21 protein-coding genes are annotated in these 26,113 nt (G+C 59.3%); 16 read left to right on the top strand and 5 right to left on the bottom strand.

Translation table 11 applies throughout. The features are described 5' to 3' along the window. The first annotated feature begins 2 nt into the window (after nt 1-2). The 9 genes from HMPREF2751_RS05095 to HMPREF2751_RS05055 all read left to right on the top strand — a co-directional run bounded on the left by HMPREF2751_RS05095 (nt 3) and on the right by HMPREF2751_RS05055 (nt 11,395). On the top strand, nt 3-779 hold the full coding sequence (locus HMPREF2751_RS05095) for a cell division protein FtsQ/DivIB (protein ID WP_016422997.1): 777 nt from the start codon (nt 3-5) through the stop codon (nt 777-779). 268 nt (nt 780-1,047) lie between these two features. Next, a complete protein-coding gene (gene ftsZ, locus HMPREF2751_RS05090; RefSeq protein ID WP_016422996.1) occupies nt 1,048-2,355 on the top strand; it encodes a cell division protein FtsZ in 1,308 nt (435 codons plus the stop codon). A gap of 6 nt (nt 2,356-2,361) precedes the next feature. Next, the gene (pgeF, locus tag HMPREF2751_RS05085; protein WP_049190457.1) at nt 2,362-3,084 is read left to right on the top strand and encodes a peptidoglycan editing factor PgeF; all 723 of its coding nucleotides are present in this window, start codon (nt 2,362-2,364) and stop codon (nt 3,082-3,084) included. A 122-nt stretch (nt 3,085-3,206) separates the two neighbouring features. Next, the gene (sepF, locus tag HMPREF2751_RS05080; protein WP_048731168.1) at nt 3,207-3,728 is read left to right on the top strand and encodes a cell division protein SepF; all 522 of its coding nucleotides are present in this window, start codon (nt 3,207-3,209) and stop codon (nt 3,726-3,728) included. A 63-nt stretch (nt 3,729-3,791) separates the two neighbouring features. Next, complete coding sequence (locus HMPREF2751_RS05075) at nt 3,792-4,091, top strand: YggT family protein (RefSeq protein ID WP_048731166.1); 300 nt, start codon at nt 3,792-3,794, stop codon at nt 4,089-4,091. A 398-nt stretch (nt 4,092-4,489) separates the two neighbouring features. Beyond that, nucleotides 4,490-5,503, top strand: a complete 1,014-nt coding sequence (locus HMPREF2751_RS05070) for a DivIVA domain-containing protein (RefSeq protein WP_049170271.1) — start codon at nt 4,490-4,492, stop codon at nt 5,501-5,503. 420 nt (nt 5,504-5,923) lie between these two features. Beyond that, nucleotides 5,924-9,184: an isoleucine--tRNA ligase gene (gene ileS, locus HMPREF2751_RS05065; RefSeq protein WP_080969605.1), complete on the top strand. Its 3,261-nt coding sequence runs from the start codon at nt 5,924-5,926 to the stop codon at nt 9,182-9,184. Nucleotides 9,185-9,199: 15 nt separating this feature from the next. After that, on the top strand, nt 9,200-10,666 hold the full coding sequence (locus tag HMPREF2751_RS05060) for a DNA polymerase IV (RefSeq protein WP_049190455.1): 1,467 nt from the start codon (nt 9,200-9,202) through the stop codon (nt 10,664-10,666). A gap of 66 nt (nt 10,667-10,732) precedes the next feature. Further along, entirely contained in the window at nt 10,733-11,395 is a 663-nt protein-coding gene (locus HMPREF2751_RS05055; protein WP_080969604.1) for a DapH/DapD/GlmU-related protein, read from the top strand. A 1-nt stretch (nt 11,396) separates the two neighbouring features. Here the strand turns inward: HMPREF2751_RS05055 and HMPREF2751_RS05050 are convergent, their stop codons facing one another. Then, entirely contained in the window at nt 11,397-12,383 is a 987-nt protein-coding gene (locus HMPREF2751_RS05050) for an asparaginase (RefSeq protein WP_080969603.1), read from the bottom strand. A 91-nt stretch (nt 12,384-12,474) separates the two neighbouring features. Between HMPREF2751_RS05050 and HMPREF2751_RS05045 the strand changes: the two genes are divergently transcribed. After that, nucleotides 12,475-13,242, top strand: coding sequence for a WKL family lipoprotein (locus HMPREF2751_RS05045; protein ID WP_049190453.1), 768 nt, complete (start codon nt 12,475-12,477; stop codon nt 13,240-13,242). Between the two features lie 178 nt (nt 13,243-13,420). On the opposite strand, the gene HMPREF2751_RS05040 is transcribed toward HMPREF2751_RS05045, so the two are convergent. Then, entirely contained in the window at nt 13,421-14,449 is a 1,029-nt protein-coding gene (locus tag HMPREF2751_RS05040) for a hypothetical protein (protein WP_224433257.1), read from the bottom strand. Between the two features lie 90 nt (nt 14,450-14,539). Here HMPREF2751_RS05040 and lspA point away from each other — a divergent pair, with 90 nt between their 5' ends. The 4 genes from lspA (at nt 14,540) to rarD (ending at nt 17,903) form a co-directional block, all read left to right on the top strand. Continuing rightward, nucleotides 14,540-15,109, top strand: a complete 570-nt coding sequence (gene lspA, locus HMPREF2751_RS05035) for a signal peptidase II (RefSeq protein ID WP_070429556.1) — start codon at nt 14,540-14,542, stop codon at nt 15,107-15,109. A gap of 68 nt (nt 15,110-15,177) precedes the next feature. After that, a complete protein-coding gene (locus tag HMPREF2751_RS05030; RefSeq protein WP_042389388.1) occupies nt 15,178-16,089 on the top strand; it encodes an RluA family pseudouridine synthase in 912 nt (303 codons plus the stop codon). Continuing rightward, nucleotides 16,086-16,811 carry a hypothetical protein gene (locus tag HMPREF2751_RS05025; RefSeq protein WP_049170281.1) on the top strand — a complete coding sequence of 242 codons (726 nt, stop codon included), beginning with the start codon at nt 16,086-16,088 and terminating at the stop codon, nt 16,809-16,811. Before HMPREF2751_RS05030 ends, HMPREF2751_RS05025 begins: the two co-directional genes overlap by 4 nt. A gap of 123 nt (nt 16,812-16,934) precedes the next feature. Continuing rightward, on the top strand, nt 16,935-17,903 hold the full coding sequence (gene rarD, locus HMPREF2751_RS05020) for an EamA family transporter RarD (protein WP_049193996.1): 969 nt from the start codon (nt 16,935-16,937) through the stop codon (nt 17,901-17,903). Here the strand turns inward: rarD and HMPREF2751_RS05015 are convergent. From HMPREF2751_RS05015 to HMPREF2751_RS10800, 3 genes are all read right to left on the bottom strand, one after another. Then, nucleotides 17,900-19,327 (bottom strand): D-arabinono-1,4-lactone oxidase, encoded by a 1,428-nt coding sequence (locus tag HMPREF2751_RS05015; protein ID WP_048734784.1) that lies wholly within the window; start codon nt 19,325-19,327, stop codon nt 17,900-17,902. The genes rarD and HMPREF2751_RS05015 overlap by 4 nt on opposite strands. Continuing rightward, nucleotides 19,324-20,613, bottom strand: a complete 1,290-nt coding sequence (locus HMPREF2751_RS05010) for an alanine racemase (RefSeq protein WP_070595603.1) — start codon at nt 20,611-20,613, stop codon at nt 19,324-19,326. The genes HMPREF2751_RS05015 and HMPREF2751_RS05010 overlap by 4 nt, the downstream gene beginning before the upstream one ends. 80 nt (nt 20,614-20,693) lie before the next feature. After that, nucleotides 20,694-20,858, bottom strand: a complete 165-nt coding sequence (locus HMPREF2751_RS10800; RefSeq protein WP_016422979.1) for a hypothetical protein — start codon at nt 20,856-20,858, stop codon at nt 20,694-20,696. A gap of 243 nt (nt 20,859-21,101) precedes the next feature. Here HMPREF2751_RS10800 and dnaE point away from each other — a divergent pair, with 243 nt between their 5' ends. Then, nucleotides 21,102-24,659 (top strand): DNA polymerase III subunit alpha, encoded by a 3,558-nt coding sequence (gene dnaE / locus HMPREF2751_RS05005; RefSeq protein ID WP_016422978.1) that lies wholly within the window; start codon nt 21,102-21,104, stop codon nt 24,657-24,659. Between the two features lie 56 nt (nt 24,660-24,715). Further along, the gene (gene ilvA / locus HMPREF2751_RS05000; protein ID WP_049190440.1) at nt 24,716-26,011 is read left to right on the top strand and encodes a threonine ammonia-lyase IlvA; all 1,296 of its coding nucleotides are present in this window, start codon (nt 24,716-24,718) and stop codon (nt 26,009-26,011) included. Nucleotides 26,012-26,113 lie beyond the last annotated feature (102 nt).

Genomic DNA, 26,113 nt, shown 5'->3' with positions numbered 1-26,113 from the left:
CTGTGAAAACCAGCCGAAAGCAATCTCAGCAGACCGACGGTGCAGGCCGGGGCGCAACAGCGTCGCGGCGTCGGCGTTCAGCGCGCGCCCCGCGACGCGGCTGGCTCGTCGGCGGTGGCCTGGTCGCGATTATCGCCATCGTTGCAGCGGTGGTGTGGTTTTCGCCGTGGCTGGTTGTGAAAAACATCGATGTTGAGGGCGTCGTCCACGGGGATAAAGACGCGATTGTCGAGGCCAGTGGTATCTCCGAGAATCAAAAGCTCATTCGCTTGGACACGGATGCCTCAGCGCGCTCCGTGGCGGGGCAGCCGTGGGTCGATAGCGTGACTGTCAGTCGTTCGTGGCCGCAGGGCGTGACTATTTCGGTACGAGAATTCACCCCGGTGGTGTTTGTCCGTGCCACTGACGGAGAGCATCTGTTTTCCGCAAATGGTCAGGAGTTCGTCACGGCAGCCCCGCCGGCGGGTGTCATCGAGGTTGTTGATGCACCTCGTGTGGATGAGCCAACAGACGGCAAAGTTGACCCCGAACCGCGCGTTATCAAGGCGGTTTTGAACGTCGTCAAGGCGTTGCCAGAGCCCGTTGCACACCGTGTGGAGCGGATTAGCGCTCCTTCCGAGGCAGAGATCAAGCTATTTCTGACCGATGGATACGAGGTGTACTTCGGGTCCTCGGATAATGCGGCAGAAAAGGCACGCGCGACGGAGATTGTGCTGAACCGTGGCGAGAAGATTTGGAATGTCTCCAACCCCCGACTACCCGCTGCTAAGGGAGAGTAGAGAATGGTGGTGTCTGGAGTGATTTCTGTGGCTAAACACTATCCCTCAAGTGCAGGTTTAAGGTAGCGACACGCGCTAAAAGGTCGCTGAATTATTTGCAGTTTTCGACCACAATGGGGTCAACAGCTTTTCGGCCATGATGCACTTCTTCCGTGCGGTGTCATGGAGAGCTGTACTGCCCGGCGGTGCCAATGCTGTCGTGCGGCCCATGTGCAACGTGGCTAGATGAAATTATTTAGGACCTATAGGAAAGGGCGAGAAACGCGCAATGACCTCCCCGAATAACTACCTCGCCGTTATCAAAGTCGTCGGTGTCGGCGGCGGTGGCGTCAATGCTGTCAACCGCATGATCGAGGAGGGGCTGAAGGGTGTCGAATTTATCGCAGTCAACACCGACTCGCAGGCCCTGATGTTCTCCGACGCTGATGTCAAGCTCGACATTGGGCGTGAGGCAACTCGTGGTCTGGGAGCTGGCGCTAACCCCGAGGTTGGCCGCACTTCCGCGGAAGACCACAAGGACGAGATTGAAGAGACCCTCAAGGGCGCCGACATGGTCTTCGTTACCGCAGGTGAGGGCGGTGGAACCGGTACCGGTGCAGCTCCGGTTGTCGCGAGCATCGCCAAGAAGTCCGGTGCCCTGACCGTCGGCGTGGTAACCAAGCCGTTCGACTTCGAGGGCAAGCGCCGTGCGCGCCAGGCCGCTGAGGGCATTGAAACCCTCAAGGAGGTCTGTGACACCCTTATCACCATTCCGAACCAGCGTCTGCTGCAGATTGGTGAGCAGGATCTGTCCATGATGGACGCGTTCCGCTTTGCCGACGAGATTCTTTACAACGGTGTCCAGGGTATTACTGACCTGATTACCATTCCGGGCATGATTAACGTCGACTTCGCCGACGTCCGCTCGGTAATGGCTGAGGCTGGCTCGGCTCTGATGGGCGTTGGCTCCGCACGCGGCGACGACCGTGTGATGAATGCCGCGACTCAGGCCATTAACTCCCCGCTGCTGGAGTCCACCATGGATGGTGCACAGGGTGTGCTTATTTCCGTCGCCGGTGGCTCCGATCTCGGCCTGATGGAGGTCAACGCCGCCGCGTCCATCGTGGAGGAAAAGGCTGATCCGGATGCCAACATCATCTTCGGTACCATTATCGACGACAACCTCGGTGACGAAGTTCGCGTCACTGTGATTGCTACCGGTTTTGAGCAGGGTAACGGCAACCCGCTGGACAAGCCAGCTGCAGGTGCCGCTGCACGTCCGGCTGCACAGGATGCCGAGGCGCGTCCGGCCGCTGAGCAGGCACCGCGACAGGGCAGCGCACTGCCGGGCGGTGACAACCTCGGCGCTCCGGCCCCGCGTGTGGAGGAAGAGCGCCCGGTCGCACAGCCGCGCGAGCGTGAGGATCGCGACCGCTTTGTCCCGCGCACCAACCCGAACAGCGGTGGTCTGTTCACCGATAACCCGACACCGCGTACGCAGGAAAACCGCAACTACCGTGGTGCTCACCGCGATGACCGCGACGACCGTCGTGGCGGCTACCAGGCTTCCAGTGACCTGCCGGAGTGGGGCTTCTAAGAAATCATGACTGAATCCCGCCGCAGCCGAAAAATTCTGACGAATCGGCGCGGCGGGTTTTCGCTGCCACCATATGATTCCTTCAATCTTGGAGATCATGTCGGCGATGACCCGTCCGCAGTCGAACGCAACCGCCAGCGCTTGGCCGATTCTCTGGGAATCGACCGTGCCCGCTTCGTCTACATGGAGCAGCTTCACACCAACACGGTCACCGTCGTCAACGAACCACAAACTGAGCCTGTCTCGGCTACCGACGCCATCGTCACGACCACGCCGGGTCTCGCGCTGGTAGTGCTCGTTGCCGATTGCGTTCCCGTCTTGCTTTCCGACGATTATGCGGGTGTCGCCGCTGCGGTACACGCAGGGCGGACCGGTGCCCGCAACGGAATCGTTCGTAAATCTGTCGAGAAGATGATTGAGCTCGGTGCCACGCCCGAGAATATCCATGCGCTTCTCGGTGCGGCGGCTTCTGGCCACAATTACGAGGTGCCTGAGTCGATGGCCGATGACGTCGATAAGCATTTGCCCGGAGCGAAGATGCGAACGAAGCAGGGGACTGCCGGTGTCGACGTGCGCGCCGGCCTGATGCGTCAGCTCTATGACCTCGGTGTACGGCATGTCAATGTCGAGCCCAGCTGCACTATTGACAATGAGCAGTACTTTTCCTACCGGCGGGAGGGGAAGACTGGCCGTCAGGCGGGCATCGTAATCCTGCCTGAGCAGGGCTAAGTTTCAAAGTTGTAATTTTGGCGCGCCAAATTTGCGCGTGTCTATGCGATATTGCCAACCCAGCCGGTAGGTTGTGGGTAGCACAGACTTAAATTCGCACACTAAGAAGGACGTAGCAGAAGATGGCTGATTTCTTCCGTGGGGTTTCAAATTTTTTCGGTCTTACCCCGACTGATGACGCGGCTTACGACGAGCACTACGACGAGTTTGACCGCCGTGACGAGGAGCGTTTTGATGACTCCTATGCCGACTCGCGTCGTGCGGAGCGCCACCGCTACGAGCTGCGCGAAGAGGCTCCACGTGAGACTGCAAGTGTGAACTCCCGCGAGGAGGACTACCGCTACGGCAACCTGCACTCCGTTGCTGAGACCAAGGAACCGGAGCAGGTCTTCATCAAGCCGGAAAGTGGTTTCCAGGACAAGTACTCCAAGGCTCCGGACATCGGTTCGCACTTCCGCGACGGTGACATTGTCACCTTCGATCTGAGTGAGCTTGACCCATCTGAGGCTAAGCGCTACGTCGACTTCGTTGCTGGACTGGTTTTCGGTCTGCGCGGTCGAATCAAGGCTGACGGCTCCGTGTTCACCCTGTACCCGCATGGCTGCGATGTCAACGAGGGCCAGTTCGACCGGATGTCCGGCTAGTCAGCCGGCTCGCATGGCTTGTTAGTGTTTCGTATTTCGATTAATTAGCTAGACTGTTTATTCGTGTCTTCACTACTGCTAGTTCTGCTAATCCTGCTGAAGCTTTTCACCTATCTGCTGTTGGCTCGCATTGTGATTGAAATGATTCAGTCATTTTCTCGCTCTTGGCGACCAGGCAGGGTGTTTTCGTCGATTGGCGAAGTTGTTTTTGTCATTACCGACCCGCCGGTGAAGCTGTTGCGCCGACTCATCCCGCCTATGCCGATGGGCAACGTGATGGTGGACATGTCTGTGCTTGTTTTGTTCTTCATCCTTATGATTCTGCGAATGGTGCTGCAGGTAGCTCTCGGCGCGGTGGCGTAAATATCGCTAACTGTTTGCTTGGGATCCACAATGTGGATTTCGGTGGAGCTGTGTTGTTTTGACTGTCCCGAATGCGATGTTCTCGGGCATTGAATTGCCGCCGGGGGTGTTAATCGGGGGCAACAATAGGAACCCGTTGGGGAATGTAATCCCCAATGGGTTTTTATTGTGTCGGGGGTAAAGTTCTGTGGCTAAAGGTGCAGGGTAAGGGCGAGGTTTAACGTTTTACTAGAACTTTGCCATTGGTTAGAACGTGGGGGATAGAGTCCTGCCCAAAATAAATGGGGTGAGGACTGTGACTAGAGCAGGTAGGATTGGCCGGGTAAACAGTACTACTGGAAATAATTCTCTTAAGATTTCTTAAGAACTGTCCGCTCAAAGTGTTAGGGGAACTCACCATGCCGTTGACTCCGGCTGATGTGCATAATGTGGCTTTCAGCAAGCCTCCGATTGGCAAGCGTGGTTACAACGAGGACGAGGTCGATCAGTTCCTCGACCTCGTAGAGGACGCACTGGGTGAGCTCCAGGATGAAAACGCTGAGCTGCGCCAGCGGGTTGAGGACCTTGAGGGTCAGCTAGAGCAGGGTGGCGGCGCAGACTACGCTGCTTCCGGTGCTGCCGCTGCGGCGCCGGCTGTCGATGAGGACAAGCTGCGCAAGGAAATTGAGCAGGAGCTGCGCGCTGAGTACAACGAGCGCCTGAGCGCTCAGCAGCAGGAGATTGAGGCTCACTACCAGGATCGTCTGGATGCTCTTGAGAAGCGTGCTTCTGAGGCAGAGGCTTCTGCACAGCAGGCTTCCTCCGCAGCTGCGGAGCAGCCGCAGGCAGTTGCAGCAAGCACCGGCACCGAGTCGCAGGAAGTTAGCCTCCGCGCTGCTCGTATCCTGCAGGCTGCTCAGGACACCGCTGATCGCGTCACCACTGACGCCGACGCTGAGGCCAACAAGCTTGTCACCGAGGCTCGTGAAAACGCTGACCGCACCGTGGCAGAGGCCAATGAAGAGGCCGAGCGCACTATCACCAACGCTCGCAATGAGGCAGAAGCAACTTTGGCTGATGCCAAGAAGCGCAGTGAGCAGCTGTTGGCTGATGCCCGTAACGAGTCTGAGTCGACCCTCACTGACGCTCGCCAGCGCAGCGAGCAGATGATCAGCGACGCAGACGCTCGCTCTAACGCCACCATCACCGCAGCGCAGCAGAAGGCAACCGCGCTGCAGGACGATGCAGAGCGCAAGCACCACGAGATCATGACCACCGTCAAGGAGCAGCAGACCGCTCTGGAGGGGCGCATCGAGGAGCTGCACATCTTCGAGCGCGAGTACCGCACTCGCCTGAAGACCTTCCTGGAGTCCCAGCTCGACGACCTGAACTCTCGCGAGTCGGCTGCCCCGGCCGACGGCTACAACAACTAATTACGTAGCCAACACGTAGAAAACCACCACGCTCGGCTCCCCAGGGAGGGGAGGCAGAGCGCGGTGGTTTTTGCTATCTTTCCCTGCGAACCAATCGCATTCTTTGTTCCGGTCAGGGTTGTAGTAGTTGCCTGAGACACTGCTATACTGACACCCATACGCGCAATGAGCCGGCCATCACCGGGGAGCGTTTCGGAAGAACAGTCCAGTAGAAAATGGGCCCAGTAGAACCGAACGGTTTGGCACCGTTACAAAGCCTTATTAAATAAGCGGGCTATCGCGTGAAGCCGCATGGTTCTTGTTCGCAAGAACCGTCGTAAAGCGTGATGCCAAGCGGGGTGGTACCGCGCGAGACTCCTTTTCAGCGTCACCAGTAACAACGCTGAAGGGGCTAGGCATGCGTCCCCGTGGTGAGTATTAATGATGTTCGACCACGGAAGTGACGTAGAAACGGTGTCTAATTCGAACGATGTAAATGCCTCTGCTGAGGCCACTCCGGCAGGTGGCGCGTATCCGCGCACTGCTGACTTTGGTAAGTACACCTCCAGCCCGAAGTTTCCGGAACTGGAGGAAAAGGTTCTGGAGTACTGGGGCAAGGACAGCACTTTCCAGGCCTCTATCGATCAGCGTGATGGTGCTGACGAATACGTCTTTTATGATGGCCCGCCGTTCGCCAACGGTCTACCGCACTACGGTCACCTGCTGACCGGTTACGTCAAGGACATCGTCCCTCGTTACAAGACCATGCGTGGCTACCAGGTTGGTCGCGTCTTCGGCTGGGACTGCCACGGTCTTCCGGCTGAGCTGGAGGCAGAGAAGCAGCTCGGTATTAAGGACAAGGGCCAGATCGAGGAAATGGGTCTGGCTAACTTCAACAAGTACTGCGCTGAGTCGGTGTTGCGGTACGCGGGCGAGTGGAAGGAATATGTCACTCGTCAAGCGCGTTGGGTTGATTTTGACGGCGGATACAAGACCATGGACATGAGTTACATGGAGTCCGTGATTTGGGCCTTCAAGGAGCTCTACAACAAGGGCCTGGTCTACCAGGGATTCCGCGTGCTGCCGTACTCCTGGGCAGAGCACACCCCGCTGTCCAACCAGGAGACCCGCCTGGATGACTCCTACAAGATGCGGCAGGACCCGACCCTGACCGTGACCTTCCCGTTCACCGGCGCCAAGGCAGGCTCGGCAGCGGAGAAGACGCTGGCGGACAACCCGGTGCTCGCTGACACTGCGGCTATCGCTTGGACCACCACGCCGTGGACGCTGCCGTCCAACCTTGGTCTGGCCGTGAACCCGAAGGTCACCTACGCCGTAGTTAAGGTCGGCGAGGATTCCTCCGTGCCGGAGTTTGCAGGTAAGACCTTCCTGCTGGCAGAAGCACTGATTGGTGCCTACGCCAAGGAATTGGGCAAGGAACACGAGGTCGTGGCTACCTTCGCTGGTGCTGACCTGGAAGGCCTGACCTATCAGCCGATCTTCGACTACTTCGCAGATCACCCGAACGCTTTCCAGATTATGGTGGCGGACTATGTCACCACCGAGGACGGTACTGGTGTGGTCCACCAGGCGCCGGCCTTCGGTGAAGACGATATGAACACCTGTAATGAATACGGCATTGATGTCATCATTCCGGTGGACATGGACGGTAAGTTCACTTCACAGGTGCCGGAGTACCAGGGCAAGTTGGTCTTTGACGCCAACAAGGACATCATCCGTGACCTGAAGGCCGCTGGCCGCGTCGTCCAGCACCGCACCATCGAGCACTCCTACCCGCACTCCTGGCGTTCGGGCGAGCCGCTGATCTACATGGCACTGCCGAGCTGGTTTGTGTCCGTTACCAAGATCCGCGAGCGCATGGTGGAGCTCAACCACAACGAGATTGAGTGGATGCCGGAGCACGTCCGCGACGGTCAGTTCGGCAAGTGGCTCGAGGGCGCACGTGACTGGAACATCTCCCGTACCCGCTACTGGGGATCGCCTATTCCGGTGTGGGTTTCCGACAACGACGAGTACCCGCGTGTCGACGTCTACGGTTCCCTCGATGAGCTGGAGGCGGACTTCGGCGTTCGCCCGACCACACTGCACCGCCCGGAGATTGACGAGCTGGTGCGCCCGAACCCGGACGACCCGACAGGTAAGTCCATGATGCGCCGCGTCCCGGATGTCCTGGATGTCTGGTTCGACTCCGGTTCCATGCCGTTTGCGCAGTTCCACTACCCGTTCGAGAACAAGGAGTGGTTCGAGTCCCACGCACCGGCCGACTTCATTGTGGAATACATCGGCCAGTCCCGCGGCTGGTTCTACCTGCTTCACGTCCTGTCGGTTGCACTGTTCGACCGCCCGGCGTTCAAGAAGGTCGTCGCCCACGGCATCGTGTTGGGCGATGACGGCAACAAGATGAGTAAGTCCAAGCGCAACTACCCGGACGTCAACGAGGTCTTCGACCGCGACGGCTCCGACGCCATGCGCTGGTTCCTCATGTCCAGCCCGATTCTGCGCGGCGGCAACCTGATTGTCACCGAGCAGGGCATTCGTGAGGGCGTGCGCCAGGCGCTGCTCCCGATGTGGAACGCATACTCGTTCCTGCAGCTCTACGCTTCCAAACCGGCCGAGTGGTCGGTAGACTCCGACAACATCCTGGACAAGTACATCCTGGCCAAGCTTGCAGCAACCGTCCGTGCTGTCACTGAATGCCTGGACAACACTGACATTGCTGCTGCCACCGATGAGGTCCGTCAGTTCTGTGACGCACTGACCAACTGGTACGTGCGTCGCTCCCGCGACCGCTTCTGGGCCGGCGATGTCAAGCACCCAGAGGCCTTCAATACCTTGTACACGGTGCTGGAGGTTCTCACCCGCGTGGCTGCTCCGCTGCTGCCGATGGCCACCGAGGTCATCTGGCGCTCGCTCACTGGCGGCCGCTCGGTGCACCTGGAGGATTGGCCGGACGTCGACAAGCTGCCGACCGATGACGAACTCGTTGAGTCCATGGATATTGTCCGCAATGTCTGCTCGGCAACATCGCGCATCCGCAAGGCCAACCAGCTGCGTAACCGCCTGCCGCTGAAGAAGCTGACCCTGGCATTCCCGGATGCCGAGCGTCTGCGTGAGTACACCGACATCGTTTCCTCCGAGGTCAACGTCGACAAGGTGGAGTTCACCTCCGACGTGGACTCGGTGGGACGATTCGAGGTCTCCGTCAACGCTCGCGTGGCCGGTCCGCGCCTGGGTAAGGACGTCCAGAAGGTCATTAAGGCTGTGAAGTCTGGCAACTATGAGGTTGTCGACGGCGCGGTTGTCGCCGATGGCATTCCGCTGCAGGAGGGCGAGTACACCCGCAACCTGGTCGCGATCTCGCCGGATTCCACCGCTGAGGTCGACGGCGTCAATGGCCTGGTTGTGCTCGACACTGAGCTCGACGAGGACCTGGAGTCCCGCGGTTGGGCCGCTGACCGCATCCGTGGTCTGCAGGATGCCCGCAAGAACGCTGGCCTTGAGGTCACCGACCGCATTTCGGTGAAGTTGCAGGTGCCGGCCGAGCGTGAGGAGTGGGCCAACCGCCACGCTGACCTCATCGCCCGCGAGGTTCTCGCAACCGCTTTCGAGGTCGTCGCTGGCGGAGAGTCGCTGAGCTACGACGTGGCGGACGGCTGCTCGGCGGATATTGCCAAGCAGTAGGGGAGAGTAATCTCTATGCCGACTTCCGGGCGGTGGGTTCTGCACATCGACATGGACGCGTTCTTCGCGTCCGTCGAGCAGCTCACCCGCCCGACTCTGCGCGGGCGGCCAGTCCTCGTCGGCGGACTGGGCGGTCGAGGTGTGGTCGCCGGTGCCTCCTATGAGGCCCGCGCGTACGGCGCGCACTCGGCTATGCCGATGGCTCGCGCACGTCGTCTCATGCCACCGACCGCAGTGACGGTCAGCGCGCGCAAGGGCATCTACGGGCCGGTGTCGCGCCGCGTGTTCTCTGTAATCCGCGAGCGCGTGCCCGTGGTCGAGCAGCTCAGCGTCGACGAGGCTTTCATGGAACCCGAAGAGCTTCAGGGAGCCTCGAAGGAGCAGGTCATTGCCTGGGCGGAGCAGCTGCGGACAGATATCCGGCGGGAGACCGGCTTGGCCTCGTCGATAGGCGCGGGCGCGGGCAAGCAGTTCGCGAAAATTGCTTCCGGCCTGGCGAAACCCGATGGCGTGTACGTGCTGGACCCCGCACGCAATCACGAGCTTCTACACCCATTGCCGGTAGAGAAGCTCTGGGGTATTGGCCCTGTCACCGCTGCGAAACTGCACACGCTGGGCGTGGAGACGATCGGTGATTTTGCCGCCATGTCCCAGCGCGATGTCGAGGTTTCGCTGACATCCAAAACCGGTGTGATGCTGTGGCAGCTGGCGCAGGGGACGGACGATCGGCCGGTTAAGGAGCGCGATGTCGCCAAGTCTGTATCGGCGGAGTACACCTATCCTGAGGATTTGGAGTCGCAGGCCCAGCTCCACACCGCCGTCGATCGCGCAGGTGAGTCCGCATTTCGACGGCTCAAAAAAGATGGCCGTGGTGCTCGCACCATCACTTGCAAGGTGCGTCTGTCTGACCTGAGCATCCATACCCGATCTGAGACGCTCGCCTACGCCACACAGGATTTCGACACCCTCATGGCGGTGGCGCACCGAATCGCGTTCACGCCCGCGGAGGTCGGCCCAGTGCGATTGGTGGGCGTCGGTTTCTCCGGGCTGGATTCGCACATACAAGAAGTCCTGTTTCCTGAGCTCGACCGCGCAATCACCGTCGAAGATCGAGTGCCAGCACCTGCGCTTTCCGACGCTCCCGCCGGCCTGGTCGAGCTATCTGGAACCGGTGCGTTGCCGACCGTTCGGCTTTCCGACTCCAAGTGGGCACCCACCTCGGACGTACACCACAGCGAGTATGGACATGGTTGGGTGCAGGGGTCGGGCCACGGGATTGTGACTGTCCGCTTTGAAAGCCGCACCAGCGGCCCCGGGCGCATGATCACGCTGAAGGAAGACGACCCGGAGCTGCGCCCGTGCTCTGCGGTGTGCAGTTTGGACTGGCCGGAGTGGCTGGCATCCGACGAAGCAGCAGCTCTCGACTTGCCGCAACCTGAGCGGGAAAGCGAAGACGAACTCGGCCCCGACGCGGATGCGTGATGCGGTTGCCTGCCTCGATGCCGTTCGCGGCGCTCTGTTTATGCGCTGTCCGTAAATTGGGGCACTATGACTACCGAATCCCGCATTGCAGAGCTCGAGGCAGCTCGCCGCGCCTCGTTGCGCAACACCGATCGAGATCCGAATCCGTCGACCACACTTCCCGACGACGGTCTGGATAACCGCCAGCGCATGTTAAACGGTCAGTGGTATATCGCGGACCATCCGGAATCGCAGGCTCTGAACGTGCGAATTGGCCAGGTGGCTGCTGAATTTGAGGTCGCGTTCCGCGAAAACCAGCAGGCAGCACAGCAAGTGCTGGCACCGGCATTGGGGTCTTTCGGAGAGAGCAGCACCGTTCGCCCGCCCATTTACCTGGACTACGGCGATAACATCCACATCGGCGACAACGTTTTCATCAACTTTGGGCTCACCGCACTTGACGTGGTGAAGGTGACAATCTGCGACTACGCGCAGCTCGGGCCCAACGTGCAGCTTCTTCCACCAGTACACCCACTGGGAGCTGAGGCCCGCGCCGCTTATCTAGAGTCTGGAGATGAAATCATCATCGGACGCAATGCCTGGATCGGTGGCGGAGCCATCATCCTGGGCGGTGTACACGTCGGCGACAATTCCGTGGTCGCCGCGGGTGCCGTGGTGACTAAGGACGTTCCCGCGGGCGTAGTCGTGGCTGGAAACCCGGCGAAAATCATCCGCATCATCGAGGCGTGAATTAGAACAGCGTCTGCGGATGCACATTCGCAGCCAGCGCGGCGGCGAGAATGATGCGCGCCTGCGGTGCATGCACGCAACCAGCGCTAATCACACCGTGCCGAGCCAGCGTCGCACCGCCACCGGCACCGCCGTAGGCGGCGTGGACATCACCACGCGGGACGCGCGTTGCCATCACGACGGTCACATCAGCGGCAATGGCCCGGGCAATGGCAGCGGCAAACTCATCGGAGACATTGCCCGACCCCAGGCCTTCTACGACAATGCCGCGTGCACCGGCGGCGACTGCCGAATCCAGCAGTGATCCATCTGCACCCAAGTAGGCGGGGATAATCTCTACCTTCGAGCCCGCCAAAGCCGCCAGAGGCAGCGGATCTGGACGAACCGGCTCCTCCGGTGCATTAGTGGCAAAAGCCAAAGGATCGGTTGTGTGCCACTTCGTCGCACCTCGTACCGGCAAGACTGCGTGGCCAAAGACAATAAGAACGCCAATTCCCTGCGCAGAGGCATCGGAAGCAATGGTCACGGCCTCAAAGAGGTTCCCCGGTCCGTCGGTTTCCGGATGATCATAGGGAAGTTGTGCACCAGTAAAGACAACCGGACGCGAGTCAGCATGGAAAATATCGGCAGCCATGGCCGTTTCCTCCATCGTGTCCGTGCCATGAGTTACGACGACACCGTCCACGGAGTCGTCATCAAGCACTTCGTGAATAGCGGCGAGAACACGGTCAACGTCGGTGAACGCGAGATTCGACGAGTCCAGCATCCCGAGCTCACGAACTTCCAGCTCTAACATGCCCTCTGGATAACGCTGCGCGACCGCTGCGACGAGCTCCGTGCCCGAGATGGTCGGGGTTAGCGCACCGCTGCGATCTGTGGTGCAGGCGATGGTGCCGCCGGTGGTGATGACAACGATTCGGCGAGGGGAGGCCGTGCTAGACGAGGTCGAGCTAGCCGGGGAATGATCCTGAGTCGACATGTCCACCATCTTACCCAGGCGATGTTTTGGCCTTGTGTAGGATTATGGAAGGCGTGAAGCCAGCGAATCTTCATGCAGATTTTATTGGAGTAGTGCACATATGAAAGTCCCCTGCAACCAGCGCGTTAGCGGAATGCGTTGGCGCACAGCGCGTGGTGTGACAGTAGCGGCGATGGTCTCGGTCAGCGCACTTGGGCTAGCTGCCTGCGGTGGTGGCAATACTGCAGCGCCGACGACTGAATCGAAGACATCCAGCTCGGCGGAACCCGTCATCATGCTGCCGACGCGCGCAGAGCTTAACGACGTCCTCGCACGCCTTATCAACCCCGATTTACCTATCGAGGAAAAGGCGCTGACCATTGAGGACGGCGATACTGCCGGCGATTTCTTCGACATTGTCACCAATAGTGCCAATGAGCAGGAAATCAGCTTTGATGTCATTGATCCGATTACGCCCGGCTTCACGACGAAGCAGGCCGTAGCCGGTGTCAATATCCTCCGCCCGGAGGAAGATCCGATGCTCGTGGATCAGGTGGACTTCATTTACAGGGATGGCCGTTGGATGCTGAGCAAGGAATGGGCCTGCAACCTGGCATCGACGCTTGATCCGGAGCACAAGCCTGGGTTCTGCCTCGCGCCGGGCGAAACCCCTCCGCCGCCACCTGAGCCGGAGGAAGAAGCCCCAGTTGAAGAGGCTCCGGTTGAGGAGGCCCCAGCACCGGTCGAGGAGCCAGCCCCGGCTCCGGCGCCCGAACCACCCGCTGAGGAAGTTCCGCCACCCGCGCCTGAACCGCCGGCTGAGGAGGTCCCGCCACCGCCAGCTCCGGCTCCGGCGGAGGACGCGCCTCCTCCACCTCCACCGGCTTAGGTGCCGTTGGCCCAGGCATCACAGCCTAGCCCGGTCGGGTGCACTGGGGCAGACAAAAGAAAGTGTCTAGGTTTATGACAGTTCCGCCCATTTTTTGGGAAGAAAAGTGACATAAACCTAGACACTTTCTCGTCTTCTAACCTTGCGCTGGCCAGAGCTATTTCTTCTGGGCTCTGGGCTACTTCTTCGACTCGCTGCCGTCCTTAAACTCCAGCCCGCGGTGCGTCTGCTGAGTGATGCGCACATCGGAGTTGCCGTCGCCGTAGGTCACGGAGGTCACAAAGTCGATGTTGCCCTTCATCGGAAGGGGCTTAGTCAGGTCGATGGTGACGCGGTCGGCAAGCATGTCAGTCGTGGCCTCGACAACCTTCAGTGCACCCTCTCCGCCAGTGTCCAACTCCGTGACGGTCGGCACCTGCTTGACATCGACCTTCAAATTAACAATGTCGCCCGCACGGCTGAGCAGGGTATAGGTCACCTTCTGCGTCATCGTGGTCTGGCCTTCGACCTCGCTTTCGACCGTCCAGGTCGCATCCTTTCCGATGTCCTCGGAAGGGAAGACGATAGGTACGGAATGCAGCTGCTGCAGCGCCATCTCCACACCAGCGCGAGCGGTGTCGGTCGCCTTCTCCGGCGCTCCCAGCTTGAGTTCCTTGACCTCACCAGTGGCTGTTGTTGACCAATCAGAGATAAAGCCCTGTGCGGTAGCGATATCCTCATTCAGCTCATCGTTGGAGCCGTGGGGTTTACCCACCTCTGACGTCACCACACGAGTATCGTTATCGCTGGTAACAGTGCTGGTCAGGGGGATTTCCAGGCGGGTGTCCGGGAACGTCTGGTCGCTATCGGCGTTTCCGCCACGCTGCGCGAAGCCCTGCGTCACCGCCACGGTCGACTCCTGCTCTGCACCGTCGTCCTTCCAGCGCACGCTCGCCAGCTCACCGCTACCAGCACTGGTCAATTCGACCTTGGGTTGTGCAACGTCCACGGGTTGCGTTTCCACCGAGCTTTCCGACGAGCACGCGGCCAATGACACCACAGTGGTAGCGGCAACAACAGCGGTGCCGACCCTCGCCAGCAGGCCACGCTTGGTGTGACCAGGCTGGTCGCTGCGGCTAGGTCGACGGAACCACGAGGAGGTGGTGCCTCCTGCACGTCGTAAAGCAGAGGAGGCCGGAACAAACTGAGATTGGAAACGTCGAGTCACACCGGTTAGCGTACCGGTTTCGCGGTGGATAGGAACCACCCGGGCGGTGTCAGTTGGCTGAATATGGGTTTGTTAGGCCATTATGGGACAGTGACTAAGAAGGAAACGAGGACATATTTCCCGCGGCGGGGGATTCTCGCTGTGGTTATTGTGTCAGTTGCGATCATTGATCAGCTGACCAAGATTATCGCTTTGAAGACTCTCGATGGCCGTCCTGCGGTGCAGGTGATCGGCAATCTCTTCGAGTTGCGGCTCGTTTTTAACCCTGGTGCGGCCTTTTCCTTTGGCACGAACGCCACCTGGGTTTTTACCACGTTGCAGCTGGTTTACATCCTGGCTGTGATGTGCTTTTCCCATTGGCTGCGCAGTCCTATATCGGCGACTGCAGCGGGGCTTATTGCTGGTGGTGCGCTGGGCAACCTCATCGATAGGCTGTTTCGGGAACCCGGTTTCTACGTCGGCCACGTCGTCGATTTCCTGTCGGTGAAGGGTTTTGCCGTATTTAATATCGCGGACTCCGCGATTACAGTGGGCGTTATTATCCTCGTTATCTGGATGGTTTTTTCCAAGGAGCCGGATCTCTTCGCTGATCAGATTGCAGCGGAGAAGAAATCTTCCCAGACGGATCAGAAGCAGTCGGCGGAGGGAGGACAGCAGTGAACGACAATGCAGTAAATACCGGTGCAGCACTCGGGGGAGCGCACCAGCCCGACCGAGAAACCCGGCAGATGCCCGTTCCACCGGGCTTGGCCGGTATGCGGGTAGACGCCGGTGTGGCTAAGTTGCTGGGACTCTCGCGCACAGCGGTGGCTGATTTGGCAGCGGCTGGGGACATCACGGTCGATGGCGTGAGCGTTGGTAAGTCCGACCGATTGGAAGAAAACGCTTTCCTCTCTGTGTTGTTGCCGCCGGTGGAAAAGCCATTGGTTCCCAAAGAGGAACTCGTCGAGGGCATGGACGTGCTCTACCACGACTCCGATTTGGTGGCTGTTCACAAGCCTGTCGGTGTGGCCGCACATCCGTCGGTCGGTTGGGAAGGCCCAACGGTTATCGGCGGACTGGCGGCTGCTGGTTTCCGCATTTCTACCTCCGGTCCGCCCGAGCGAAAAGGCATCGTGCATCGCCTCGATGTTGGCACCTCTGGCGTGATGGTTGTCGCCTGCTCCGAACGGGGCTACTCCGTGCTCAAGCGGGCGTTCAAAAACCGTGAGGTGTCCAAGACCTATCACGCTCTGGTTCAGGGGCATCCGGATCCGCTGTCGGGGACAATTGATGCGCCGATTGGCCGTCATCCTTCGGCGGGTTGGCGCTTTGCCGTCCGCCAGGATGGCAAGCATGCTGTGACGCACTACGAAACGCTTGAGGCCTTCGCCCCAGCAACGCTGCTGAAGGTGAATCTAGAGACTGGGCGCACGCACCAGATTCGCGTGCACTTCTCTGCGCTGAATCACCCATGCTGCGGCGATCCCATGTACGGTTCCGATCCGGCATTGGCCAAGCGCCTGGGGCTCAACCGCCAGTGGCTTCACGCGGTCTCGCTTGGTTTCCACCATCCGGCAGATGGGCGCTGGATGGAAATCGAATGTCCATACCCAGATGATTTGAACCACGCATTGGAAGTTTTGAGGCAGAGCGCATGACGCAGACCCCATCGGGATCCAAGAACCCACCACGCCGTGAAACTCGTGCGAAAAGCACTGGTGACGGCAGTATTTCGCCAGTGATGGCACTGATCTCTGGTTTCTGTGTTGTCGTATTGGTGATTGTTTTAGCAGTCGCTTCGACCTCCGATCGGGTAAGCAAGCCGCAAAATCTCAACGGCGATGCGCTCGGCCCGGACCCGTGGGAAGCAACCGAGCAGTACGTAGAGCGTGCCGACGAGTCCCTCGCGAATATGAAGAAAGAGGACTACCGGCTAAAGACCGGCCAGCCAGTCGTGGAGGACCCGAAGTTCTGGGCGATGGTGACTTTTGACCGGCTGCTCGATGCGCAAGAAGCGGCACAGGTCTATGAAAAAGAGCCCTCTCTGCGAGTATCGACTGCAATCATCGGCGGTGTGAGCACCCGGTATTTGCCGCAGCCGAGTAAAACAGCGAGCGAAGAAAAGCTGCTGCAAGATCAGCTGGAGTTAGCGGCTGCTTACGCAGACGTCGCGATTGACGACGAACGGCTCGGCTTCAACGGGTTACTGGTCTATGGTGACGCTGAATCGTTGATGGATGTCAAGAAAATGCCCGATGTGAAAGCTGTCGAGGCGCTGCCGTCAGATGCGGCGCGTGGCCGTTTTGGTATTCGCCCGGTGCTGAGTTCCGGCTTCACGGATAAAGATCCGCTCTTTGCGCCGGGGCTGAGCCAGAACTAAGCGGCCAGACCTAATAGAAGCCAGGACTAAGCGGCCAAGTCCAAACGACTAGGATGAAGCGGCTAGAACTCTGCTGCCAGTACGCAGTCAGTTTCAACAAGAACGAAAAGGAGTCAGTCAACAGTGATTCAGGCATTCGGTGCGTACCTTTTGTGGGCGCTGTTTCCGCTCTATTTCCCCTTGCTGGAACCAGCAGGGGCCGTAGAGATTTTGGCGCACCGATTCGTCTGGACCCTTGTCTTTATGGTTATTGCCCTCAGCTTCATGCGCGCATGGCCAGAGCTGAAGGCCGCGAGTGCCAAGACCTGGGGCACTATTTTTATTGCCGCACTGTTGATCTCCGTCAACTGGGGTGTGTACGTCTACCTGGTCAACAATGGGCAGGTGGCGGAGGCTGCGCTCGGCTACTTCATCAACCCGCTGGTCAGCGTTTTGTTGGCGATGATTTTCTTCCGTGAAAGCATCTCGCGGTTGCAGCTCGGCAGTGTCATCCTGGCAACCATTGCGGTCATTGTTCTCACAATTGGTGTGGGACATCCGCCGTTGGGTGCGCTGGCGCTGGCGTTCAGTTTCGGTTTTTACGGACTAATGAAGAAGCGGGTATCGCTTTCCTCCGCAGCTTCGCTGACGGCCGAGTCCGCCGTAATCACACCGATTGCTCTGGCCTACATCCTCTGGTTGACCTACAACGGGCAGAGCACGTTTAGCTCCGAAGGAACAGGCCACACGCTGCTCATGATGAGCGCCGGTGTTGCTACCGCCATTCCGTTGCTGCTCTTCGGCGAAGGTGCCAAACGCCTGCCGCTGGCCACCTTGGGTCTGATGCAGTACCTCACTCCGGTTCTCCAAATCACCCTGGCAGTCACTGTGCTGGGCGAGCAGCTCGAACCGGAGCGCTGGATCGGGTTCTTCATCATCTGGGGTGCCGTCGCGCTGTTCATCTGCGACCTCATCTTGAAGATGCTCCGGCAGCGTCGGGTTCGCCGGGAACTCCGCAAGGCCGGTGTTGAACCGGCCGCGGTTTCCGACGATGCCGCTGACCAGGCGGATGGGGCGGTTACCCGGGACGTCGTAAAGCCGGCAGATAATTAGCAGAAAAGTTCGCGCAGGTGCTCGTTGAGGAAGATTCCCTGCGGGTCGACCTTTTCCCGTAGTGCCTGGACCTCGCCGAACAGCGGATAACGTTCCGCGAAATCCTCCGCGCGAAGCGTGTGCAATTTGCCCCAGTGCGGGCGACCTTCGTGGGCCTTGAAAATCGGCTCGATGAGGTTGAAGTACTCTCGATAATTTTCCTTCCAGTAGCGGTGGATGGCGATGTAGGCACTGTCGCGACCGTACGCAGTGGATAGGGCCACATCATCGGCTTTCGCGGAGCGCACCTCGATGGGGAAGGAGACTTTCATCCTCTTGCGGGCAATCGCGTCGCGGATTTCCCCGAGGACATCGGAAGCGGCCTCGAGCGGGACGGAGTACTCCATCTCGGAAAAACGCACTCGGCGCGGCGAGACAAAGACCTTGTGCGCCTCATTGGAGTAGCTGCGCTCTGGCACGGTGTTGGTGGCAATCCGGTTGATGGTATCGGTCGTAGCGGGAATGGCCTTAGCAATCTCGCAGCACGCCAAGAGTCCCATGTTGTTGACGACTTCGTCGTTAAGATACGTACGCGCGCTGCCCAGGCGCTGCTTCAGGCTATTGCGGCTCGGGCGGCGGTGGCGCTGCGGTTCAATGCGAGTATTGTGCTTGACCAGCGTCTCGCGCTGTCCCGGGAACCAGAAAAACTCCAGGTGGTCAGCTTCTTTGCAGCGCTCGGCGAAACTCTTGCGCAGGGAATCAAACTCTTCGCGGTGCTCGTCGGCGTGCAGATCAAACGCTGGCACGACGGACATCGTGACCTCCGTAAGCACGCCGAAGACACCCAGTCCCAGCCGTCCGAGGCGGTAGAGCTCGCCGTCGATTCCCTCAGCGTCCGGATGGCAGTGCCTGACGACGCCATCCGCGGTGACAATCTTGAATCCTTTCACGGTGCCTGCGAAGCCGGTGAATCCAAGCCCGGTGCCGTGTGTGCCAGTAGAGATAGCACCGGCCAGCGACTGCGGATCGACATCGCCCTGGTTGGGAAGTGCCCAACCGAGCGGGCGCAGAATACCTGGAGTGTCGCGCAGGCGAGTGCCGGCACGCAGCGTGGCGGTCTGGTTGGCGGCGTCGAGTTCGACCAGACCAGAGCAGCGGTCGAGTTGAATGCGGTGCCCATCGGTGGTGGCCACGGAAGTAAAAGAATGACCGGCCCCTAGCGGGCGCACCGTAGTTCCTTCGGTCTTCGCCGCTTTAATTACCGAGATAACGCCCTCATCATCGTGCGGCTGATGAGTGTAGGACGGGGTGCACGATTGCGTGTGCGCCCAATTGCTCCAATGAGAGTTGGCGACGGCTTTTGCCTGCGCACGCCGACGTACGCGTGGTACGCGGGACTCAACTGTAGAGACTGTGAAGCGGGCGTTGTTGCGTGAATTGCTCATGTGAAGATCAATCCCTTTCCTCGGTACGTGGGCCAGTGGGCGATGATGGCGCCATCTCGAACTGCAATGACTTCTTGTGTGTGCTCGGCTATTTCGCCGGCCTTGGCGTGGCGGAACCACACGGGATCTCCCAGCGAAATTGCGTCGGCGGTCTTGCCGAGCAGCGGAGTCTGCACCTCACCTGGTCCTTCCTCTGCCGCGTAGCGCAGGCCAGTGGGGTACCAGGGGGTTGGCAGCCGGTCAGCTCCCGCCGGTCCAGAGGCAATTCGACCACCGCCGGACACCGTGACCACGCCCTTCTTAGGGCGTCGCGTCGCCGGCAACACAAACCAGGACGCCGGGCGCAGATTGAATGCGCGATAGTTATCGAAGACGGTTGGTGCCAGGAACCCCGACCCCGCCGCTGCCTCGGTGACTGCGGCCTCGGCGCACGTCGACTCCAGCGACCCCGTGCCACCACCGTTGACAAACTCCAGCGGCCCCGCCACTTTCTCGACTGCAGCGACAACCTTCGCGCGGCGCTTTGCCAATTCCTTCTTTGAGACGGCCTGCATCACTCGAATTGCGCGCGCACGCAGGGAGTTTCCGGCATCGCCCACTCCGGCAATGTGTCCCTCATACATCATGATTCCGGCCAGCTGCAGCTCCGGGTGGGCAATGATCTGCTTGGCAAACGCCGCTGCCTGCTTCGGCGAGAACAGGCTTGAGCGCAGCGTACCGATATGCACGCCGGGGAGGGGACGAAAGGATGCGTCGACGTCCATGCACACGCGGATTGGCGCATTTTCGCTTGCCGACGACGCCAGCGCCTCCAGATGCTCGGGACGGTCAACCATGACGCAGATGGCGGCACGCGCTGCATCATCGTCGGCAAGCTCTGAGATAGCGCGGGCGTCAAGTGTTGGGTAGGCGACGACGATGTCGTCGCTAATGCCTTCTCGGAATAGGTACAGCGCCTCTGCCAGCGAATATGCCAGCACGCCCTGGAAACCGGGGAAGGCCAGGACGTGCGAAATAAGCTGTGGAATGCGAATCGATTTCGAGGCCACGCGGATAGGCATCCCGTTTGCACGGCGGAGCATATCGCGGGCATTGGCTTCGACCGCCGCGAGGTCGACGACGACTGCAGGAAGGGAAGTGCAGTTAAGCAGCGTGTCGGTAGCTAGTGGCGGGCGGGCTGTCTGGGGCGTCTGTGGCGACAGCGCTTCAGGCAGGTGAGACATCGATGTCGGAGCCGGGCGGGATGTGTCCGAGGACTCCGGGGCAGAAGCTCGAGAAAGTTTCATGCCCTAAAACGTAATCATTGAAAACCTGTACTGTCTTTGATTTTGAAAAGAAAGTCAGAATTTTCCAGGTCTGCGCCCTTTTAGACCAGCCAGCTGTAGCGGGCGGCATCCATGTTGGAGGTGATGACATCGCCATCGATGAGGTAGCCGGCGGCAACTGGGCGGCGGTCGATGGTTGCAAGAACCTCGTCAAGCTCGGGCTTGGGGAAGTAGGTGAAGTGGCCATCGGAAAGTGGTGCGAACACTGTATTGCTCCTTTGGTTCTTTGCTCGAGGGCAGTGTGTTTCTCTATGGTCGCGAGGAAATATGAGGACTTCCTCACGAACTGTGATGTCGAGTATTGTCAACTGGTTTTGAAAAGTAAAGGAAAAGTAAGAGTGATGTTGCACACGTCTTTAGCTATAACTGTGCAGGCATAAGGGGCTGCTTCATTTTGGGTGTTCGATGGAATCGTGTTCAATCCGGGGGATTGTCTACAATCTGGACTCATGGCTAACTCCTCCTTCGTGCACCTCCACAATCACACCGAGTACTCCATGCTCGACGGTATGGCGAAGATTGATTTGCTTGCCGACGAGGTTGCGCGACAGGGAATGCCTGCGGTCGGTGTCACCGACCACGGCAATATGTTTGGCTCGAATGCGTTCTATCGGCAGATGAAGTCCAAGGGCATCAAGCCAATCATCGGCATTGAGGCATATATGGCGCCGGAGAGCCGTTTTAATAAAAAGCGCATTCAGTGGGGTGAGCCGCATCAGCGTCGAGATGACGTCTCGGGTCGCGGTTCCTACTTGCACCAGACCATGTTGGCTGCGAATGCGCAGGGTCTGCGGAACCTGTTCTACCTGTCGTCGATGGCGTCGTATGAGGGGCAGATTAGTAAGTACCCGCGTATGGATGCCGAGTTGGTGGCGGAACGCGCCGAGGGCATTATCGCGACCACTGGTTGCCCGTCGGGTGATGTGCAGACGCGTCTGCGTCTGGGGCAGTTCGACGAGGCTCTGCAGGCCGCCGGAATGTGGCAGGACATCTACGGCAAGGAAAACTACTTCCTTGAGCTGATGGATCACGGGCTGGATATTGAGACCCGTGTGCGAAGTGAGTTACTGGAGATTGGCCGGAAGCTGAACCTGCCGCCACTGGTTACGAATGACTGTCACTATGTCACCCGTGACCAGGCCAAGGCTCACGAGGCCATGCTCTGTGTGCAGACGGGTAAGACGCTCAATGACCCGGACCGTTTTAAGTTCGACGGTGACGGCTACTTTATTAAGTCCGCCGAAGAAATGCGCGCGACCTGGGATCACCTAGTCCCGGGTGCCTGCGATAACACGCTGCTCATCGCAGAGCGCGTTGAGGACTACGACGAGCTGTGGGAAGAGCACCCGCACGATCGCATGCCGAAGGCGGACGTTCCGGAAGGGGAGACGCCGACGACATGGCTGCATCACAACGTGATGGAGGGGCTGCGCAAGCGCTTTGAAGGGCGCGAGGTACCGGAGGAGTACATCCGGCGCGCGGAGTACGAAATTGAGGTTATTGACGGTAAGGGCTACCCGTCGTACTTCCTTATCGTTGCGGAGTTGATCCGCCATGCCCGTGAGGTGGGCATCAAGGTCGGTCCGGGGCGTGGTTCCGCTGCCGGTTCCCTGGTTGCGTACGCGACGTGGATTACCAATATCGACCCGATTGAGCACGGTCTTCTCTTCGAGCGATTCCTGAACCCAGAGCGTCCGTCCGCGCCGGATATCGATATCGACTTCGACGACCGCCGCCGCGATGAAATGATTCGCTACGCGGCAGATCGCTGGGGCGAAGACAAGGTGGCGCAGGTGGTCACCTTCGGTACGGTGAAGACCAAGCAGGCTCTGAAGGACTCGGCGCGTGTGCAGTTCGGTCAGCCGGGTTACCAGATTGCAGACCGCATTACTAAGGCGCTGCCACCTGCGATTATGGCTAAGGACATTCCGCTGAGCGGCATCGTCGACCCGGAGCACCCACGCTACGGCGAGGCCGCCGAGGTTCGTCAGCTTATTGAAACCGACCCGGATGTGGCTCGAATTTACGAGACAGCCCGTGGTCTCGAGGGCGTCGTTAGGCAGACCGGCGTGCACGCTTGTGCCGTGGTGATGGCGTCGGTGCCACTCTTGGATCACATCCCGATGTGGAAGCGACAGGCTGACGGCGCGATTATCACTGGCTGGGATTATCCGGCGTGTGAGGCCATCGGTCTGTTGAAGATGGACTTCCTGGGTCTTCGAAACCTGACGGTTATCGGTGACTGTATTGAGCACATCAAGTCCAACCGAGGCGAGACAGTTCTGCTCGATGACCTTCAGACCGATGATCCGAAGGTCTATGAGCTGCTGTCGCGCGGTGACACCCTCGGTGTGTTCCAGCTCGATGGTGGCGGAATGCGTGAGCTGCTCAAACGCATGCAGCCAACGGGCTTCGACGACATCGTGGCATCGCTGGCGCTGTACCGTCCGGGGCCGATGGGTGTGAACGCGCACTTTGACTACGCGGATATTAAGAATGGTCGCAAGCCTTATAACGCCATCCACGCGGAACTGGATGAGCAGCTGAAAGAAATCCTGGAAGAAACACACGGCCTGATCGTGTACCAGGAGCAGATCATGAAGATCTCGCAGAAGCTGGCGAATTACACCGCGGGCCAAGCAGATGGTTTCCGTAAGGCCATGGGTAAGAAGAAGCCCGAGGTGCTGGCCAAGGAGTTCGTGAACTTCGAAGGCGGCATGTTGGAGAATGGTTTCTCCAAGGATGCTGTCCAGAAGCTGTGGGATATTATTCTGCCCTTCGCCTCGTACGCGTTTAACAAGTCTCACGCGGCGGGCTACGGCCTGGTGTCCTACTGGACCGCGTATCTGAAGGCCAACTACACCGCTGAGTACATGGCGGCGCTGTTGACCTCGGTGGCGGATGATAAGAACAAGCTGGCTATTTATCTGTCGGACTGTCGCCACCTTGGCATTAAGGTGCTGCCGCCGGATGTCAATGAGTCGGGTATGGACTTCGAGCCGGTCGGTGAGGATATTCGCTTCGGCCTTGGCGCTATCCGCAACGTCGGCCATGATGTGGTCGCGTCGATTGTGAAGACGCGCGAGGAGAAGGGCAAGTTCACGTCGTTCTCGGACTACCTGGACAAGATTGAGACGCTGCCGTGTAACAAGCGCATCACCGAGTCGTTGATTAAGGCCGGCGCTTTCGACTCGCTGGGGCACCCACGAAAGGGCCTTGCGCTCATTCACGAAGAGGCCATTGACTCGGTGCTGTCGACCAAGAAGGCTGCAGACAAGGGACAGTTCGACCTGTTTGCGGGCTTCGGTGGGGAAGAGGACACCGGATCGGAGAGCATCTTTGAAATCCGTGTGCCGGATGAAAAGTGGGATCGCAAGCACGAGCTGACCCTGGAACGAGAAATGCTGGGCCTCTATGTCTCCGGTCATCCACTCGATGGGTTCGAAGAATCGCTGGCCGCGCAGACCGATACCGCTTTGACCACGGTCGTCGGTGGGGAAGTCGCTAACAACACCGAAATCACTATTGGTGGCATTGTCTCTAGCGTTGACCGTCGCGTGAATAAGAACGGCCAGCCCTGGGCGATTATCGGTATTGAGGACCACAACGGCGCGCGCGTGGAAGTTATGGCTTTTGCGAGAACCTACGCGATGATTGCCACCAGCATTGCTGAAGACGCCATCGTGCTTATTCGTGCCCGCGTTCAGTACCGCGATGACCGCATGAGTGTGGTCTGTGATGACCTGAAGCTGCCGGATCTTGGCCGTAATGGCTCCACTTCGGCGCCGCTGCGTCTGACCATGCGCACTGATCAGTGCACTCCGGAGATGATTGCCAAGCTGAAGTCAGTACTGCTGGACAACCCAGGCGACTCCGACGTTTACCTCAAGCTTGTCGACGGCGATTCCCACACCACTTTGGTTCTCGGCGAGCACTTGCGGGTCGACCGGGACGCCAGCTTGATTGGTGATCTGAAGGCGACGATTGGGGCCAGCATTTTGGGGTAGCTTATCGTGGCCCTGATTGTCGCAACCGGTTGTATGACCGAGTAGAGTCATAGCTCATGAGTGAGAATTCTGTGCCTGCTTCCCAGACCGAACGCCGACTTGTCCACGCGGCCGATATTCAGATTGCGCAGGCACGAATTTCTTCGGTTATTGCGGCCACTCCGCTGCAGTTCAGCCCACGTCTTTCCGAAATCACCGGTGCTAAGGTATTCCTCAAGCGGGAAGACCTCCAGGACGTGCGCTCGTACAAGATTCGCGGTGCCTACAACGCCATGGTTCAGGTCACCGACGAAGAGCGAGCAGCAGGCGTCGTTGCGGCATCTGCAGGAAACCACGCTCAAGGCGTGGCATATGCCTGTCGTCAGCTGGGTATTAAGGGGCGCATCTATGTGCCCAATGCCACGCCGAAGCAGAAGCGCGACCGTATCGCTTACCACGGCCGCGATGCCGTTGAGATTGTCGTTGTCGGGGACTCCTTCGATGAGGCCGCCGCTGCGGCGCGTGCTGACGCACAGCGCACTGGTGCCACCATGGTGGAGCCATTCGACTCCTTCAACACCATCGTCGGACAAGGCACTGTCGCAGCTGAAATTATTGCGCAGCTCTCCGGTCAGGGGTTGACTCTGGATACCATCTGCGTACCGGTCGGTGGCGGTGGTCTGCTCAGCGGTGTCACCTCTTACCTGTCGGATATGTCGCCGAACACCCAGGTCATGGGTGTGGAACCTGCGGGTGCGGCCTGCATGCGCGCAGCCCTGGAGAACAACGGCCCGATTACGCTGGGGCACACCGATCCGTTCGTCGATGGCGCCGCGGTGGCCCGTTTCGGTGACCTGCCATGGCACATCCTGGAGGCCAACCGCAACCGCGTTCATCCGATGATTGCGCCGGAGGGCGCGGTCTGTGAGGCGCAGCTGGATCTCTATCAGAACGAAGGGATCATCGCTGAGCCGGCCGGTGCGCTGTCTGTGGCAGCTCTGGAGCAGATGCAGTTTGAACCGGACGAGGTTGTTGTCTGCATCATCTCGGGCGGCAATAACGACGTGCTGCGCTATGCCGAGATCATGGAGCGCTCGCTGGTCTACCGCGGCCTCAAGCACTACTTCCTGGTCAACTTCCCGCAGAAGCCCGGCCAGCTGCGTATGTTCCTCAGCGATGTTCTCGGCCCGGATGACGACATCTCGCAGTTCGAGTACCTCAAGCGCAACAACCGCGAAACTGGCGCGGCTCTTGTCGGTATTGAGCTACGTCGTGCCTCTGACCTCGAGGAATTGCTGGCACGCATGGATGCCTCGCCGCTGAAGTGCCGCCGACTGGTACCCGGCACACCAGAGTATGACTTTTTGACCTAGACTTGCTGGGTCCAGCTGGGAAACCTCCGAGGAAGTCCTCCCAGCTCCGTTAATTAAATGAATCTTTTCGAGCAAGCTTTGTAGCGAAGGGGAGCGTCCACC

The organism is Corynebacterium sp. HMSC063G05, from assembly GCF_001810555.1.
Lineage (GTDB): Bacteria > Actinomycetota > Actinomycetes > Mycobacteriales > Mycobacteriaceae > Corynebacterium > Corynebacterium jeikeium_D.
The sequence above is the reverse complement of the archived record's forward strand: the minus strand, read 5'-3'. Positions and strand labels throughout refer to the sequence as shown.

Coding starts and splice junctions, on each gene's coding strand:
- HMPREF2751_RS05060 (WP_049190455.1), top strand. CDS start 9,200: ATGCCGACTTCCGGGCGGTGGGTTCTGCACATCGACATGGACGCGTTC.
- HMPREF2751_RS05015 (WP_048734784.1), bottom strand. CDS start 19,327: ATGAGCAATTCACGCAACAACGCCCGCTTCACAGTCTCTACAGTTGAG.
- dnaE (WP_016422978.1), top strand. CDS start 21,102: ATGGCTAACTCCTCCTTCGTGCACCTCCACAATCACACCGAGTACTCC.
- ileS (WP_080969605.1), top strand. CDS start 5,924: ATGATGTTCGACCACGGAAGTGACGTAGAAACGGTGTCTAATTCGAAC.
- HMPREF2751_RS05050 (WP_080969603.1), bottom strand. CDS start 12,383: ATGGTGGACATGTCGACTCAGGATCATTCCCCGGCTAGCTCGACCTCG.
- HMPREF2751_RS05030 (WP_042389388.1), top strand. CDS start 15,178: ATGCCCGTTCCACCGGGCTTGGCCGGTATGCGGGTAGACGCCGGTGTG.
- ftsZ (WP_016422996.1), top strand. CDS start 1,048: ATGACCTCCCCGAATAACTACCTCGCCGTTATCAAAGTCGTCGGTGTC.
- HMPREF2751_RS05010 (WP_070595603.1), bottom strand. CDS start 20,613: ATGAAACTTTCTCGAGCTTCTGCCCCGGAGTCCTCGGACACATCCCGC.
- HMPREF2751_RS05070 (WP_049170271.1), top strand. CDS start 4,490: ATGCCGTTGACTCCGGCTGATGTGCATAATGTGGCTTTCAGCAAGCCT.
- HMPREF2751_RS05055 (WP_080969604.1), top strand. CDS start 10,733: ATGACTACCGAATCCCGCATTGCAGAGCTCGAGGCAGCTCGCCGCGCC.
- HMPREF2751_RS05025 (WP_049170281.1), top strand. CDS start 16,086: ATGACGCAGACCCCATCGGGATCCAAGAACCCACCACGCCGTGAAACT.
- HMPREF2751_RS05045 (WP_049190453.1), top strand. CDS start 12,475: ATGAAAGTCCCCTGCAACCAGCGCGTTAGCGGAATGCGTTGGCGCACA.
- ilvA (WP_049190440.1), top strand. CDS start 24,716: ATGAGTGAGAATTCTGTGCCTGCTTCCCAGACCGAACGCCGACTTGTC.
- pgeF (WP_049190457.1), top strand. CDS start 2,362: ATGACTGAATCCCGCCGCAGCCGAAAAATTCTGACGAATCGGCGCGGC.
- sepF (WP_048731168.1), top strand. CDS start 3,207: ATGGCTGATTTCTTCCGTGGGGTTTCAAATTTTTTCGGTCTTACCCCG.